The sequence below is a fragment of the Salinicola acroporae genome, assembly GCF_003206615.1.
Lineage (GTDB): Bacteria > Pseudomonadota > Gammaproteobacteria > Pseudomonadales > Halomonadaceae > Salinicola > Salinicola acroporae.
The window spans coordinates 94,116-110,062 of the sequence record NZ_PZJW01000007.1; the positions used below are offsets into that span (position 1 = coordinate 94,116).

General features: G+C 63.6%; 15 protein-coding genes. 8 read left to right on the forward strand and 7 right to left on the reverse strand.

Translation table 11 applies throughout. The features are described from left to right. Positions 1–11: 11 nt before the first annotated feature. Positions 12–1,283, reverse strand: coding sequence for a pyridoxal-phosphate-dependent aminotransferase family protein (locus DOM54_RS13200; protein ID WP_110716788.1), 1,272 nt, complete (start codon positions 1,281–1,283; stop codon positions 12–14). A gap of 284 nt (positions 1,284–1,567) precedes the next feature. Between DOM54_RS13200 and DOM54_RS13205 the strand changes: the two genes are divergently transcribed. Then, positions 1,568–2,263, forward strand: coding sequence for a GntR family transcriptional regulator (locus DOM54_RS13205; protein WP_110716789.1), 696 nt, complete (start codon positions 1,568–1,570; stop codon positions 2,261–2,263). Positions 2,264–2,277: 14 nt separating this feature from the next. Here DOM54_RS13205 and mtgA read toward each other — a convergent pair whose 3' ends face one another. After that, positions 2,278–2,985, reverse strand: coding sequence for a monofunctional biosynthetic peptidoglycan transglycosylase (gene mtgA / locus DOM54_RS13210; protein ID WP_110716790.1), 708 nt, complete (start codon positions 2,983–2,985; stop codon positions 2,278–2,280). A 166-nt stretch (positions 2,986–3,151) separates the two neighbouring features. Here mtgA and DOM54_RS13215 point away from each other — a divergent pair, with 166 nt between their 5' ends. Further along, positions 3,152–3,967, forward strand: coding sequence for an alpha/beta hydrolase fold domain-containing protein (locus DOM54_RS13215; protein ID WP_110716791.1), 816 nt, complete (start codon positions 3,152–3,154; stop codon positions 3,965–3,967). Positions 3,968–4,030: 63 nt separating this feature from the next. On the opposite strand, the gene DOM54_RS13220 is transcribed toward DOM54_RS13215, so the two are convergent. Further along, positions 4,031–4,981: an ABC transporter substrate-binding protein gene (locus DOM54_RS13220; protein WP_110716792.1), complete on the reverse strand. Its 951-nt coding sequence runs from the start codon at positions 4,979–4,981 to the stop codon at positions 4,031–4,033. 177 nt (positions 4,982–5,158) lie between these two features. Here DOM54_RS13220 and DOM54_RS13225 point away from each other — a divergent pair, with 177 nt between their 5' ends. The 5 genes from DOM54_RS13225 to DOM54_RS13245 all read left to right on the forward strand — a co-directional run bounded on the left by DOM54_RS13225 (position 5,159) and on the right by DOM54_RS13245 (position 10,124). Further along, positions 5,159–6,136: a CysB family HTH-type transcriptional regulator gene (locus DOM54_RS13225; RefSeq protein WP_240613895.1), complete on the forward strand. Its 978-nt coding sequence runs from the start codon at positions 5,159–5,161 to the stop codon at positions 6,134–6,136. Positions 6,137–6,230: 94 nt separating this feature from the next. Beyond that, entirely contained in the window at positions 6,231–7,301 is a 1,071-nt protein-coding gene (locus DOM54_RS13230; RefSeq protein WP_110716793.1) for a sulfate ABC transporter substrate-binding protein, read from the forward strand. A 21-nt stretch (positions 7,302–7,322) separates the two neighbouring features. After that, positions 7,323–8,150 (forward strand): sulfate ABC transporter permease subunit CysT, encoded by an 828-nt coding sequence (gene cysT, locus DOM54_RS13235; protein ID WP_110716794.1) that lies wholly within the window; start codon positions 7,323–7,325, stop codon positions 8,148–8,150. A gap of 10 nt (positions 8,151–8,160) precedes the next feature. Then, positions 8,161–9,027, forward strand: coding sequence for a sulfate ABC transporter permease subunit CysW (gene cysW / locus DOM54_RS13240; protein ID WP_206019102.1), 867 nt, complete (start codon positions 8,161–8,163; stop codon positions 9,025–9,027). Then, a complete protein-coding gene (locus DOM54_RS13245; RefSeq protein ID WP_110716796.1) occupies positions 9,024–10,124 on the forward strand; it encodes a sulfate/molybdate ABC transporter ATP-binding protein in 1,101 nt (366 codons plus the stop codon). The genes cysW and DOM54_RS13245 overlap by 4 nt, the downstream gene beginning before the upstream one ends. 157 nt (positions 10,125–10,281) lie before the next feature. On the opposite strand, the gene fghA is transcribed toward DOM54_RS13245, so the two are convergent. Further along, a complete protein-coding gene (gene fghA, locus DOM54_RS13250; RefSeq protein WP_110716797.1) occupies positions 10,282–11,139 on the reverse strand; it encodes an S-formylglutathione hydrolase in 858 nt (285 codons plus the stop codon). Between the two features lie 181 nt (positions 11,140–11,320). Further along, positions 11,321–12,430, reverse strand: coding sequence for an S-(hydroxymethyl)glutathione dehydrogenase/class III alcohol dehydrogenase (locus tag DOM54_RS13255; RefSeq protein WP_110716798.1), 1,110 nt, complete (start codon positions 12,428–12,430; stop codon positions 11,321–11,323). Between the two features lie 180 nt (positions 12,431–12,610). On the opposite strand from DOM54_RS13255, the gene DOM54_RS13260 reads away from it, so the two are divergent. Further along, a complete protein-coding gene (locus DOM54_RS13260) occupies positions 12,611–13,498 on the forward strand; it encodes a LysR family transcriptional regulator (RefSeq protein ID WP_110716799.1) in 888 nt (295 codons plus the stop codon). 70 nt (positions 13,499–13,568) lie between these two features. On the opposite strand, the gene DOM54_RS13265 is transcribed toward DOM54_RS13260, so the two are convergent. Together DOM54_RS13265 and DOM54_RS13270 are read right to left on the reverse strand one after the other, a co-directional pair. Continuing rightward, positions 13,569–14,303, reverse strand: a complete 735-nt coding sequence (locus DOM54_RS13265) for a Crp/Fnr family transcriptional regulator (protein ID WP_110716800.1) — start codon at positions 14,301–14,303, stop codon at positions 13,569–13,571. 155 nt (positions 14,304–14,458) lie between these two features. Next, positions 14,459–15,841, reverse strand: a complete 1,383-nt coding sequence (locus tag DOM54_RS13270) for an L-serine ammonia-lyase (protein WP_110716801.1) — start codon at positions 15,839–15,841, stop codon at positions 14,459–14,461. Positions 15,842–15,947 lie beyond the last annotated feature (106 nt).

Genomic DNA, 15,947 nt, shown 5'->3' on the forward strand with positions numbered 1-15,947 from the left:
GCGATCTCCTGTCAGGCGCGGGCAGCATCCGCCTGTGGCTGACCCGTCGGATCATCAGCCGCCAACTTGCGAGCCGCCGGCGTGCCGGGTGCCGGGTTGTCGGCGAAGAAGTCGAGCGCGGCCTGCATACCGCTGCCGAACAATTCGACCCCGCAGAGCTTGAGCCCGGCCTCGCAACCGCCGAGGGTGGCAATCAGGGTCAGGTCGTTGCAGTCGCCGAGATGGCCGATGCGGAACATTCTCCCCTTGGCCTTGCCGAGTCCCGTCCCCAGCGACAGATCGAACCGGTCGTAGATGGTGCGACGCACTTCGTCGGCATCGATACCCTCCGGCGTCACCACGCCGGTCAACACTGGCGAATAGAGCGCCGGCTCCTGGCACTGGATCTCCAGTCCCCAGGCGTTGACCGCGCGCCGGACGCCCTCTCCCCAGCGCTCGTGGCGAGCGAAGACCTGCTCCAGGCCCTCCCCCAGCAGCATGTCCAGCGCCTCGCCGAGACCATAGAGTAGGTTGGTGTTCGGCGTGTAGGGCCAGTAACCGTTGGCGTTGGCGGTGAGAATCTCGTCCCAGGCCCAGAATCCTCGGGGCATGGTCGAGCGTTGACTGGCTTCGATCGCCTTGGGCGACAGCGCGTTGAAACTGATTCCGGGTGGCAGCATCAATCCCTTCTGGGAGCCGGAGACGCTGACGTCGACGCCCCACTCGTCGTGGCGGTAGTCGGCGCTCGCCAGGCCCGAGATGGTATCGACCAGCAGCAGCGCCGGATGGTCGGCGGCATCGATGGCCCGGCGCACCGCGGAGATATCGCTGGTCACCCCGGTGGAGGTCTCGTTGTGCACCACGCACACCGCCTTGATTCGATGCTCGCGGTCTTCCTGCAGCCGCGCCTCGATCAGTTGCGGCTGTACGCCATGACGCCAGCTCTGCGATGCCGGCAGCGAGAGGAACTCCGGCTCGAGCCCGAGTCGCAGTGCCATCTGCTTCCATAGCGTGGCGAAATGCCCGGTCTCGAACATCAGCACCGAATCGCCGGGACTGAGAGTATTGGAGAGCGCCGCCTCCCATGCCCCTGTTCCCGATGCCGGATAGATGATCACCGGGTGCTGGGTCTGGAATATCTTGCGGATGCCTCCCAGTACCTTCAGGCCCAGTTCGCCGAACTCCGGACCTCGATGATCGATGGTCGGCAGGCTCATCGCCCGCAGGATGCGATCCGGCACGGGCGACGGTCCCGGAATCTGAAGAAAATGGCGACCGGAGGGGTGTTGGTCCAGCTCGAGCATGGCGGCGTCTCCAAAGGTGAAGCCAGGGTTGGAGCCTGGGGGATGAAGCCTGGGGAGGTGAAGCAGAGGATCGCTTCACATTGTTTTTTGCATTCATTACGCAATATGCCGAATAATCGCGCGCCGACAAACCACGACATAAGTCGCAGGCCACGATCAGGCGTGCAAAAAGCGAGCGTGGCAGCCGCCTCTGAGGTTGAAGAAGAATCCGGTCCCGCCGCCATGCGCAGTAGCCACGATCGAACGCTTGCGATAGAAAGAAGGAAACCGACAGGGTTCAATGCATGCAGACATCCGACGATACGGCACTCGGCCTCGCCGCCCGACCAATGCGCATCGAGCGCGCCGCGCTGCACGACAAGATCGTGGAGCGGCTACACGACCTGATCACCGAAGGCGACCTGAAACCCGGCGAACGGATCAACGAACGCGAACTGGCCGAGCGCCTGGCGGTGTCGCGCACGCCGCTACGCGAGGCGCTGCGCGTGCTGGCCGCCGAGAAACTGGTGACGATCTCGCCCAACTACGGCACTTTCGTGACCCGCATGACGCGCCAGGAGATTCACGATACCTTCGAACTGATGAGCGCACTGGAGCGTTTCTCCGGCGAGCTGGCATCGCTCAGGATCACCGCGGAAGAGCTGGCGGACGTACGTGAAGCCCATGAGGCGATGCTGGACCATTGGCAGCGCCATGACCTGTCCGCGTACTACCATGCCAACCAGCGCATTCATGACCTGATCAACCGGGCAGCCCGCAACGACGCCCTGCGCCAGACATACCTGTCGCTCAACCGGCGCCTCCATCCGCTGCGGCTCTCTTCCAATCGTTCACAAGCCAAGTGGCGCAAGGCGGTGGAGGAACACCGCGACATGATGGGTGCCCTGGAAGCTCGTGACGGGCCCGCGTTGGGAGCCGTGATGGAGCGCCACCTGCTGGAGAAGCGCGACGCGGTGCTGGCCGACTGGGCCGACGACTGAGCCGACCGGTGGCGTCAGTCGAGACGCTGAAGGAAGGCGGTGCCGCCGAGATTGCGCATCTGGCGCTGGATCCAGGCCGCCCGCTGCTGGACGTGCGCGGAAGGCCGAGATGCGCTCCAGCCGCGAGGATTGGGCAGAATCGCGGCGAGCCGACTCGCCTGCGACACGCTGAGGCTGGCGGCGGAGGTGCCGAAATAGTGCTGCGCCGCGGCTTCCAGCCCGAACACGCCGGTATCCCACTCGGCAATGTTGAGATAGACCTCAAGGATTCGCTGCTTGGGCCACAGCGCCTCCAGCAGCAGCGTGAACCAGGCTTCCAATCCCTTGCGGATCCAACTGCGTCCCGTCCACAGGAACAAATTGCGAGCGGTCTGCTGGCTCAGCGTGCTGGCGCCCCGCAGATCGCCGCCATCCGACCAGTTGGCCAGCGAGCGCCGGATCTGCGACACATCGAAGCCCCAGTGGTCGGGGAAGCGCTGATCCTCCCCCGCCATGACCGCCAGCTTGGCGTTGTCCGAGAGTCGCGACCACGGCTCCCACTGCTGTTCGATGGCCAGGTTGTCACCGTGGAACCACGAACTCACCTTGCGCTCCACCATCACCATCGAGCCGAATACCGGCACGAAGCGAAACACCAGTACGAACAGCACCGACAAACCCACGAAGGCCGCGATGGCGATCACCAGATAGCGAAGAAGCGTGCGCGGCCAACCTGACGGCATGAACGGGAGCTCGTGTTCGAGGAAGTGGACCCCCAGTATAACAAGGGCTTGCTGGCATGGGTTCGTCGCAATCGTCTTGGCGCAACCCAGGCCCCGGCGATGGCGCTGGCAGGGTGCCAGTGGTCCGATTACCGTGTTAGCCGCAGCCACCGACAGAGGATACCCGATGCGGATCGAGGATTTCATCCACCAGTTCAGCCTCACCGAGGCCGAGGCGCCGGTCACGACGACACGTCGGGAGTATGAAGCCCTGCATGCCAGCCGGCGCCGAGCCGACCCGGCTGGAATGCGGGTTCGTGACGAGCGTGTTGCCGACGTCAAGATCCGCCGCTTTCAACCGGCTCGCTGCCGCTCCGGCGTTGTCGTCTATCTCCACGGCGGCGGCTGGAACCTGGGCTCGGTCGACAGCCATCACGGCATCACCGCCGATCTGGCCGAGCGCCTGCAGCGCGAGGTCGTCAGCGTCGACTATCGGTTGCTACCGGAAGCAAGCTACGCGGAGGCGCTGGCGGATTGCCACGCCGTGGTCGAGACCACTGCCCCTGTCGCCGTCATCGGCGATAGCGCGGGCGGCCGGCTGGCGATCGATGTCGCCCATGGCGGTGAATGGCAAGGCTTGCTCGGCCTGATCTATCCGGTGGTGGGAACGCCCACCGCGGCAACGCTGGGCGAGGATGCCCCGCTGCTGTCACGAGCCGACGTGCTGTCGCTGTGGCAGATGGCGGCGCCGGACGTGCCGGCGATCCCCGGCGAGCGCCCGCCCACGCCAACGATCGAGGTGCTGGCAGTCGAGCGCGACCCGCTCACTCGCCCGCTGGAGACGGCGGTAGAGGCGTGGCGCCAAGCCGGCGCCTCGGTGGGCTATCGCCGTGCGCCCGGCATGGTCCACTCGGCGCTGCATGGCCACGCGGAGTTACCGCCAATGCAGATCGCCTGGCAGGATTTCTGCCAGGCGATCGAGCGACGGCTCGAAGGCTCGTAGCCATCCCGTCTAGCTGTCCTCGACGCCTTCAACGGGCCGCCGGGTTTCGAACGCCTCCCGCGGTCAGCTATCCAGCTGCGACTTGACGGCGTCGATGGCGGGTTTGCCATCCTTGGCCGTCACGCCGTCCAGCCACTGGCTCACGGTATCGTAGTGAGCGCGAATCCACTCGCTGGCCACCTCGTCGGCGGGGCGCTCTTCGTGACTGTACTGGTAGACCCAATCGTTCTGGTCGGCGATATCGACCTGATACTGGGAGAAGAAGCGGTAGAGATTGGCATCCTGCTGCTCGAGATCGCCCGGCACCAGGGTCCATACCGTGCTGACGATATCGGCAACGCCACTGTCGTCGGCATCCTTCAGGTAGTAGAGATCGTAGTTGACGTTCATCCAGTGCGGCTCCCAGCCGACGAACGTCACCCACTCGTGATCGGCGATCTTCTGCCCGGCAAAGGCCAGCATCGCCGCGGTGGAGCTCTCCTGCAGCTGCCAGTCGCCGAGCCCGGCCTTGTCCTCGGCAATCGCCTCCAGGATGGCATCGTTGATGCCGGTACCGGCTTCGATGCCCTGGATCTTGCCGTCGAATCGATCCTTGAAGCGATCGAGATCGGCTACGCTGTCGACCCCCGCCTCATGGACGTAGGAGGGCACCACCAGCCCCGAGTTGGCGTTGCTGATGTTGGCTGCGGCGTGGGCCAAGCGCCCCGAGTCGAGCAGCGGCTCGGTCATCTCCTGCTGCACCGGGTACCAGTTGCCCAGGTAGGCATCCAGCTGGCCGTTGGCCAGTCCGTTGAGGATGACGCCCACCGCCAGCTCTTTCTGCTCGGTGCGGTAGCCCATGGCGTCGAGGAGTTGAGCGGCAATCTCGGTCTTGACGGTGACCCCGGGCCACGGCGAGACGCCTAGACGCACCTCGTCGAGATCAGCCTGCGCCGATCCCGCCGTCAACAGTGCCAACGGTAGCGCCGCGGCCAACAGGCGATGCTTTGCCCTCGAGCGTGTTGCTCTGGTCATGAGTCCTCTCCCTTGAGTTGTTATCGAATGAACCTCCTCTACTGTGACCCTCCCGCGGGCCAGGGATTGACTTCAGGCGACGATCGCTAGACACAAAGCGGCAATATCGGCAGCGAATGGTCGATATGGATATGAGCAATAGGTATTAAAGGGAATAAAAAGCCTGATTTATATTCCATGGTAACGATCTTCACCGGGACCGCCATGAACTTCCAGCAGCTACGCATCGTCCGCGAGACCGTGCGCCAACGCTTCAACCTGACCGAGGCGTCGAACGCACTCTTCACCTCCCAATCCGGTGCCAGCAAGCATATTCGCGACCTCGAGGACGAGCTCGGCGTCGAGCTGTTCGAGCGTCGCGGCAAGCGGCTACTCGGGCTGACGACCGCAGGCCGCACGCTGCTCGAGACGATCGAGCGGATTCTTCTCGATGCCGAAAACCTCAAGCGCTCGGCGCATCAATTGGCGAACCGGGACCAGGGCCGGCTGGCGATCGCCACGACGCACACCCAGGCGCGCTACTCCCTGCCGCCGATCATTGCTCGATTCCAGGAGAGATTTCCCAAAGTCCATCTGGAGCTCCACCAGTGTAGCCCCGGGGAGATCGTCTCCCTGTTGAAAGCGGGGACGGTGGATATCGGCATCGCCACCGAAGCCGTCAACGAGGATGGCGCGTCGTTCGTACGCTTCCCGTTCCATCACTGGCACCACAGCATCGTCGTGCCCGACGACCATCCGCTCACCAAGGTGGCCACCCTGACCCTGGAGGCCGTGGCCGACTATCCCGTCGTGACCTACCACGAAGGTTTCACCGGCCGCGCCAGGATCGATCAGGCCTTCGAGAAGGCCGCGCTGGCACCCAATGTCGTCTTGACCGCGCTGGATGCCGACGTGATCAAGACCTACGTCGAGCTCGGCCTGGGGATCGGAATCATCGCGTCACTGGCCTATCACCCCGATCGCGACCGGGGATTGACGCTGCTGTCGGGCGAGTCGTTGTTCCCCCGCAATACCGCCTATCTCGCCCTCAGACGTGGCCACTTTCTCCACGCCTTCGCCTATGAATTTCTTCGCCTGTGCAGCGTCGCGCTGGACGAGGAGACCGTGCAGCTGGCGCTCGCGGCACGCTGGCCCACTAAGTTAAAAATACGATAAACAATTCGTTTTTTATTACTTTTTCAACGGACAGCCCCTCACCTAGAGTCATCCCTTTACATCGCCTACCGATCGACTCCAGGGAACGAAACCAATGAGCCAACTGACTTCGTGGATCTTTGCCGGCGCGCTGGGACTTTCCGCGCTGGCCGCGACGACATTCGCCCAGGCGGAAGAGATTGAGTTGCTCAACGCCTCCTACGATCCGACCCGAGAGCTATACCAGGCCTACAACCCGCTGTTCAGCCACTGGTACCGCGAGCAGACCGGCGACAACGTCACCATCGAGCAGAGCCATGGGGGATCCGGCAAGCAGGCGCGTTCCGTCATCGACGGCCTACCGGCGGATGTGGTGACACTGGCGCTGGGTTACGACATCGATGCCATCGCCGATCGCACCGGCAAGATACCCGAGGCGTGGCAGAGCGCGCTGCCGCACAACAGCGCTCCCTACACATCGACGATCGTGTTTCTGGTTCGCAAGGGTAACCCCAAGCACATTCAGGATTGGGATGACCTGACGAAGGATGGCATCGAGGTCATCACCCCCAACCCCAAGACCTCCGGCGGCGCGCGCTGGAACTTCCTGGCCGCCTGGATCTACGTCCTGAAGGAACAACTGGGCGACCTGAGCAAGCTCGACGATCCCCGGTACGCCGATGAAATCAGCGCCGCACAAGCGGCAGCGCGGCAATTCGTCGGCGACCTTTACCGCCATGTACCGGTCCTCGACTCCGGCGCCCGCGGCGCCACCAACACCTTCGTCCAGCGGGGTATCGGCGACGTGCTGTTGGCATGGGAAAACGAGGCGTTTCTAGCCACCGAAGAGCTGGGCGAGGGTCAGTTCGATATCGTGGTGCCTTCGGTCAGCGTCGTTGCCGAGCCGCCGGTGGCGGTCGTCGAGGGCAACGTCGAGAACAAGGGCGAGGCCGCCGAGAGGGCCGCTCGCGCCTATCTCGAACACCTCTACTCTCCGGAAGCCCAAGCCCTGGTCGCCGCCAACTACTATCGTCCGGTCGATCCAGAGGCTGCCTCGAAAGAGGATCTCGCACGCTTCCCCGAGCTGGAGCTGCACACGGTCGATGAAGTCTTCGGTAGCTGGCGCGAAGCGCAGGCGACCTACTTCGACGATGGCGGTGTTTTCGACAAGATCTATCAGCCCTGACCGCGTGGAAGCCGACCGCTCATGAGCCATCGAAAGACACGGTTACCGGGGTTCGGGCTGAGCCTGGGCATCACGGTGTTCACGCTCTCGCTGCTGGTGCTGATCCCGCTATCGGCTCTCGTGACCCAATCCGCCGGCCTCAGTCTCGGCGGCATGTGGCATGCGCTGGCGGATCGCAGGGTACTGGCGGCATTTCGCGTCAGCTTCTCGACCGCCTTCGCCGCGGCCTTCACCAATGTGCTGCTGGGATTGGTCGTCGCCTGGGTGCTGGTGCGCTACCCGCTACCTTTCAAGCGCAGCCTCGATGCCCTGATCGATCTACCGTTCGCGCTCCCCACTGCCGTCGCCGGGATCGTGCTGACGACGCTGTATGCCCCCAACGGTTGGCTGGGGCAGTTCTTCACGGACTGGGGGATTCGCATCGCTTTCACACCACTGGGCATCGTCGTGGCCTTGATCTTCATCGGGCTGCCGTTCGTCGTGCGCACGGTCGAACCCGTGCTTCAGGAGCTGGACCGACAGCAGGAGGAAGCCTCGACCAGTCTGGGCGCATCGCGCTGGCAGACCTTCCACCGCGTACTGCTACCACCCTTGGTGCCAGCCATTCTAACCGGGTTCTCGCTCGCCTTCGCGCGAGGACTGGGGGAGTACGGATCGGTCATCTTCATCGCCGGCAACATGCCGATGAAGTCCGAGATCGTGCCCCTGCTGATCGTCACCAAGCTGGAACAGTACGACTACGCCGGTGCCACCGTCATCGCGCTGGCGTCACTGGTCGTGGCCTTCATCATGCTGCTGGTCGTCAACGGCCTGCAGCACTGGACACGCAAGCGCACCGGACAGGATTGAGGAGAGCCTCGTGAACAGCACCACCCACCGTCAAATCGTGGCTCGGCAGCAGGCAGATGAAACGCCTCTCGTTCGGTACCTGCTGAGCTTGCTGGCAATGGCGATCATCGGATTATTCCTGATCCTGCCCCTGGTCGCCGTGCTGGTCGAAGCCTTCCGGGATGGCTGGCAGGCCTACATGACCGCCATCACCGATCGCTACACGCGCCACGCGATCGGGCTGACACTATTCACGGCGTTGATCTGCGTACCGCTGAATACGCTTTTCGGCGTTGCCGCAGCCTGGTGTATCGCACGGTTCGATTTTCCGGGCAGAAGCCTTTTGACCACGCTGATCGACCTGCCCTTTTCGGTATCGCCAGTCATCGCCGGCCTCGTCTTCATTCTGATCTTCGGCGCGCAGGGCTGGTTCGACGGTTGGTTCGCCGCCAACGGTTTTCCCATCCTCTTCGCCCTGCCGGGTATCGTCCTGGCCACGATGTTCGTCACCCTGCCGTTCGTCGCCCGAGAGCTGATACCGCTGATGCAGCAGCAAGGCGCGGAACAGGAAGAGGCGGCGATCATGCTCGGGGCCAGCCCGTGGCAGATGTGGTGGACGATCACGCTGCCGCGCATCAAGTGGGGGCTGCTGTATGGCGTGATTCTCTGCAACGCGCGCGCCATGGGTGAGTTCGGGGCGGTGTCGGTCGTCTCCGGTCATATCCGGGGCTCGACCAACACCCTGCCGCTGCACGTCGAGATTCTCTACAACGAGTATCAGTTCAGCGCGGCCTTCGCCGTCGCCACGCTGTTGGCTGGCCTCGCCATCGTGACCCTGATCGCCAAGTCGATCGTCGAGTGGCGCCAGCAGCGCCAATGGGAGAGTGCATCGTCATGAGCATCCACGTTAACCAGCTGACCAAACGCTACGGCAACTTCACGGCACTGGACGACATTTCGCTGTCCATCGACGATGGCGAGTTGGTGGCGCTACTCGGCCCCTCCGGCTGCGGCAAGACCACCCTGCTGCGCAGCATCGCCGGCATGGAGTTCGCCGACAGCGGCAACATCCTGCTTGAAGGCCGCGACATGACGTTCGAGCCCATCCGCCACCGCCAGGTCGGATTCGTCTTCCAGCATTACGCCCTGTTCAATCACATGAGCGTGTTCGAGAACGTCGCCTATGGCTTACGCGTCAGGCCACGTGCCCAGCGTCCCACCGAAGCCGCGATTCGTCAGCGCGTCCATGAGCTGCTCGATCTGGTCCAGTTGGAGTGGCTGGCCAAGCGCTTTCCGCCCCAGCTCTCCGGCGGCCAGCGCCAGCGCATTGCGCTGGCCCGAGCGCTGGCGGTGGAACCTCGATACCTGCTCCTCGATGAGCCTTTCGGCGCATTGGACGCCAACGTTCGCAAGGAGTTGCGAGGTTGGCTGCGTCGCCTGCACGAGGAGCTCCACGTGACCAGCCTCTTCGTCACCCATGACCAGGAGGAGGCCATGGAAGTCGCGAGTCGCATTGTGGTCATGAATCATGGCCGAATCGAACAGCTAGGCACGCCCGCGGAAATCTACGACACCCCCCGCACCCCGTTCGTCTCTACCTTCATTGGCAACGTCAATGTGTTCAGGGGCTGCGTTCGCAATGGCGCTTTCCACAGTGGTAGCTGGCGTCTGCCACTACCCCGGACGTTGGATACGCTCCATCTGGCCGAACAGAACGCCTACATTCGGCCCCACGATATCGAGATTCTCCGGGGTCCGGCGGCTGACTGGGAGGTCAGGATTCGTCACGTCCAACCCATGGGCAGCCGCTATCATCTCGAAGCCATCCCCGTCACCGATGCCAGTGCCGGGCCTGGCCCCGAGACCGAGAGTGGCAGGATCATGATTGAACTGACGCGACAGGCTTTCAAGACGCTGGCACTCGACGTAGGGCATCGAGTCGGCCTCAGGATTCATCACGTTCACTGGTTTCATGGAGCCACCACCCTGCAGTAGTCGATCGACATACCGGCACCTGCTTGACGGGAGTCCACCGCGACCCCTCCAGTCGGGACGCCGTCCCAGGCCGGCCAACGAAAAAGCGGCACGCCAGAAGCGTGCCGCGAAACGATCGACTCTCGGTCCCGACGAGTCAACGGGACCGTGATCGCGCTCAGCGCTTGGCGTAGAGCCTCTCGGCGTGATAGCGCAGGTGCTCGTCGATGAAGCTGGCGATGAAAAAGTAGCTGTGATCGTAACCGGGGTGGCGACGCAGCGTGAGCGGGTGATCGTGCTCCTCGCACACCGCTTCCAGCCGCTCGGGCTTGAGCTGATCTTCGAGGAAGTTGTCCGCTTCCCCCTGGTCGATGAATAGCGGCTGGCGCGACGAGCCCTTGGCGACCAGTTCGCAAGCGTCATACTGGGTGCGAAGACCGACATCGTCGCCCAGGTAGTTCTCGAACGCCTTCTGCCCCCAGGGCACCTGGGTCGGGTTGACGATCGGCGCGAATGCCGACACTGCCGAATAGCGTCCAGGCTGTCGCAGGGCCAGCACCAGTGCGCCATGGCCACCCATGGAATGACCGCTGATCGACTCGCGGCCATTGACCGGGAAGTGCAGCCGTACGACCGAGGGCAGCTCCTCGGTCACGTAGTCGTACATCCGATAATGCTTCGACCACGGCTCGCGCTTGGCGTTGAGGTAGAAGCCCGCGCCGGAGCCGAAATCGTAGCTCTCGTGTTCGCCGGGCAGGTCCAGCCCGCGGGGACTGGTGTCCGGACAGACGATCGCAATGCCCAGCTCGGCGGCGGTCTTCTGCGCCCCCGCCTTCTGCATGAAGTTCTCGTCGTTGCAGGTCAGGCCGGAGAGCCACCACATCAGCGGCACGCGCCCTTCTTCGGCCTGCGGCGGAAGGTAGATCGCGAAGATCATGTCGCAATCCAGCGCCCGGGAGTAATGCTTGTAACGCTTGACCCAGCCACCGAAACTCTTGGTGGCCGAGACCAGCTCCAACTGCTCACTCATCGACATGGTTTTCTCCTGGCAGCGCCGGCAGTATCACCGCCGGCGGATTGGACGCGGTTCGCGCGGCTTCGGGCGCGATAATTCAAATGCCTTTCGCGCGGCTTCGGGCACGCATCACGTCCGGTTTCAGACCCGTGTCACTCGGGCGGCTTCGGGCCCGTATCAATCGGGCAGTTCCGGGCCCGTATCAATAGTGCAGTACGGTGCGGATGCTCTTGCCCGCATGCAGCAGCTCGAACGCCTCATTGATCTGGTCGAAGGCCATGTCGTGGGTGACGAACTCGTCGATCTTGATCTCGCCATCCATGTAGCGCTGTACATAGCCCGGCAGCTCGCTGCGGCCCTTGACGCCACCGAAGGCGGAGCCCTTCCAGACCCGGCCGGTCACCAGTTGGAACGGCCGCGTCGAGATCTCCTCGCCGGCACCGGCGACACCGATGATGATCGATTCGCCCCATCCCTTGTGGCAGCACTCGAGCGCGGAGCGCATCACGTTGACATTGCCGATGCACTCGAAGGAGTAATCGACACCGCCATCGGTCAGATCGACGATCACCTGCTGGATCGGATCGCTGTAATCCTTGGGATTGACGAATTCGGTGGCGCCGAACTGGCGCGCCAGCTCGAACTTGTCCGGGTTGACATCGATCGCGATGATCCGCGACGCCTTGGCCATCTGTGCGCCCTGGATCACCGCCAGGCCGATCGCGCCCAGCCCGAATACCGCGACCGTAGCGCCAGGTTCGACCTTGGCGGTATTGAGCACCGCGCCGATCCCGGTGGTGACACCGCAGCCGAGCAGGCAGATCTTGTCCAGCGGCGCTTCCTTGGAAACCTTGGCCAGCGACACCTCCGGCAGCACGGTGTATTCGGAAAAGGTCGAGCAGCCCATGTAGTGATGCAGCGAGGTGCCATCCTTCGAGAAGCGGGTCGTGCCATCAGGCATCAGCCCCTTGCCCTGGGTCGCACGCACCGCGCCACACAGGTTGGTCTTGCCCGAGAGGCAGAACTTGCACTTGCCGCACTCGGCGGTATAGAGCGGGATGACATGATCGCCCGGCTTCAGGCTGGTGACCCCCTCGCCCACTTCCTCGACGACCCCGGCGCCCTCATGGCCCAGCACCGACGGGAACAGGCCCTCGGGGTCCTTGCCGGAGAGCGTATAAGCGTCGGTATGGCAGACGCTGGTGGCGACCATGCGCACCATTACTTCGCCCGCCTTGGGGCCTTGTACATCGATCTCTTCCAGCGAGAGCGGCTTGCCTGCTTCCCAGGCGACTGCGGCACGCGATTTCATATCAGGTCTCCACTATGAGCTTGAGGAACTTCGATGGGTCGCTCGACATCCAGCCGGCGCCATGGCGGCGCTTTCCAGTCTCAGTCTAGGCGCACGCCGCCAGGCAATAAACCAGGCATTTCGCAGATGATTGTTGCCATGCAACAATAATTGATCTGCAACGCGGAGATGAGGGACTGCATGTCACGCTGGGATGGTATCGAGGCATTCGTTGCCGTGGTTCGGCTGGGCACGTTCTCGCGCGCCGCCCAGTCGTTGAAGGTCTCCAACTCCCATGTCAGCCGGCTGGTCAGCCAACTCGAACAGGACCTGGGAACGCCGCTGCTTTATCGGACCACGCGCCAGATTCGGCTGACCGATGGCGGGGCCGTGTATTACGAACACTGCCGATCGCTGCTGGACGGTTTCAAGGAAGCCGAAGCCGCACTCAACGAACTGCAGTCCCAGCCGCAGGGGCGGCTCGCCATCAGTTGCGCCACCACGTTCGGGGAGCGCTTCATCGCGCCGCTGGTCAACGACTTCCAATGTCGTTACCCGCAGCTCGACGTGCGTCTTCACTTCACCAATCGCACGGTCGAGCTGATCGACGAGGGCTTCGACGTGGCGATTCGAATGGGCGTGCTCAGGGATTCGAGCCTGTTGTCGCGGCGGCTGTGCCAGCGTCGCGAATACGTCGTCGGCGCCCCCGCCTATTTCCAGCGCTATCCGACGCCGCACAGTCTGTCCGAGCTGCCGCACCACAACTGCCTGGTCGGATCGCGGGATAGCTGGCTGTTCAGCGTCGATGGCCGTCAGCGGGAGGTTCGCGTGGAGGGTAACTGGCGGGGCAATTCGGGGCCGGCGCTGCTGGATGCCGCATGCAAGGGCATCGGCCTGGCCCAGTTGCCGGACTACTACGTGGAAACGGCAATCCGCCAGGGCCAACTGACGGCCGTGCTGGACCGCTACCAGTTCACCGACACCGCCGTGTGGGCGGTGTATCCCCGCCACCGCCAGCTCTCCTCAAAGATACGTCTACTGGTCGATTTCCTGGCCACGCGGCTGCCGGAAGCGATTGCCGCCGGTTAGCGATTCGCGCCGTCACTGCGAGCCAACCGGGCCGGCAACAGCCCGACCCGGCACCTCGTGGGCCGTCGACTCAATGGTGGAAGAAGTGATCGATACCGTCGTTGAGGTAGGCATCGCCGAATTCCGCTTCCCGCGCCAGCGCCTCGGGATCGGGCAGTTCCACACGCTGGCGCGAGCGCAACAGCAGCCCCTCTTCCCGGAACGCGGTCAGCGTGCGGCTGACATGCACCGACGACAATCCCAGGGCGTCGCCGAGGTGCTGCTGGGAGAGCGGCAACCGGATGCTGTTGCCCTGGCGAGCCTTGGTGCGATCCAGCCTTACGTACATCTCGTAGATCAGATGCGCGAGTCGCTGGCGCGCGCTGCGGCGAGCGAGGTTGACGAGTCGCTCGGTCAGCAGCGCCTGCTGGTGCGAAGAGATTGCGAAGAAGATGGCCGACAGGGTCAGCGATTCGCGGAAGACATTGATCAACCGGCGGTGCGGGAAATGACAGACGACACCATCCTCGAGCATGGCGACGCCGGTCAGCCGCTCCTTGAAGGCGAACTCTCTCAGGCCGATGATATCGCCGGGCAGGTAGATCTCGAGAATCTGACGGGAGCCATCTTCCATGTGACGGAAGGAGTACGCCCAGCCTTTGCTCAGGGTGCAGAACTCACGGGCGATATCACCCTCCTGCCATAGTATCTGGTCGCCCTTGATTTCCGTCGGGCTCTGCTCGAGCTCGGCCAGCAGGGCCTCGTCGTTATCGGAAAGCTCACCGTAGTGCTTGAAATGACAGATAATGCAACTGTCTTGGCTCATGACCCTTGCCCTTGTTACGTGCTTCCTGGGCCACCGTGTCAGGCCCTGATTCAGGAGGTCGATATTGGCACAGCTAGCGGCGATTGTCGTTATCACGTGTCAGGGTCTACGGCTTGGCAAAGGGCCGGAAATACCAGACCGTCTCCCCCGGAGGTTCAACACTCGATGGTGTTGACAGCCAAACCGCCACGGGACGTTTCCTTGTACTTGTCCTGCATGTCACGCCCCGTATCCCGCATGGTGCGAATCACCTTGTCGAGGGAAACGAAATGCTCGCCATCGCCGCGCAGCGCCATCTGGGCGGCATTGATCGCCTTGACCGAGGCGATGGCGTTGCGTTCGATACAGGGTACCTGGACCAACCCGGCGATCGGATCGCAGGTCAGTCCCAGGTTGTGCTCGAGGCCGATCTCGGCAGCATTCTCGACCTGCGCCGGGCTCCCCCCCAGCAGCTCGGCCAGCCCCGCCGCGGCCATCGCGCAGGCCGAACCCACTTCTCCCTGACAGCCGACCTCGGCGCCGGAGATCGAGGCGTTGGTCTTGCACAGGATGCCGATCGCGGCGGCCGCCAGCAGAAAGCGCACCACGTCCTTCTCGCACGCCCCGGGCTGGAACTTCATGTAGTAGTGCAGTACCGCCGGGACGATCCCCGCGGCGCCGTTGGTGGGGGCGGTGACCATGCGCCGCCCGGCGGCGTTCTCCTCGTTGACCGCCAGGGCGAAGAGGTTGACCCAATCCATCGCCGAGAAAGTGCTGGCGATCAGCCCCTTGTCGTCGTCGAGCGCCATCAGGCGCCGGTGCAGATTCGGCGCACGTCGACGCACGTTGAGACCGCCCGGCAGCACGCCCTGTTGATCCAGGCCACTATCGACGCAGGCCTTCATCGCCTCCCAGATGCGCCACAGGCCGGCACGGGTCTCGGCCTCGCCGCGCCAGGCGCTCTCGTTGGCGAGCATCACCTCGCTGATCGACAGCTTTTCGCGGCGACAGATCTCGAGCAGCTCCACGGCATTGCGGAACGGAAACGGCAGGCGCACGCCGCGAGTGGCGCTCTCGCCATGCTCGGCCTGCTCCTCGTCGACCACGAAACCGCCGCCGACCGAATAGTAGGTGTTGGCGTAGACCGTCGCGCCGCGGCGATCGCTGGCCACCAGCCGCAACGCGTTGGTGTGATACTCGAGGATCTCGTCGCACCACTCGACGTCGCGGGCGGGATCGAAGTCGATACTGTGCAAGCCGGCCAGCGACAACTGATGATCGCGGTCGACGGCGGCGAGCTTGAGCGCCAGCTCGTCGGGATCGACGCTCACCGGCTGCTCGCCCATCAACCCGCCGAGCACCGCGCTGTCGGTGTTATGGCCCTTGCCGGTGGCGCTGAGCGAGCCATAGAGGGTGACAGTCACCCGCTTGACGGGCTGCAGCAGCGCCTGCTCGCGCAGCGTGGTGACGAAGGTATGGGCGGCCTGCATCGGCCCCACGGTGTGCGAGCTGGAGGGCCCGATGCCGATCTTGAACAGGTCAAACACGCTGAAGGTCATGGTCGTCCCCCTGGAGGCGTCGCACTGGAATCAGAAAGCGTCGTTACGAGAATCGATACTCGATGTAGTTTGACTTCAGTGTGATCGCCAGTTAAACCGGTCTCAA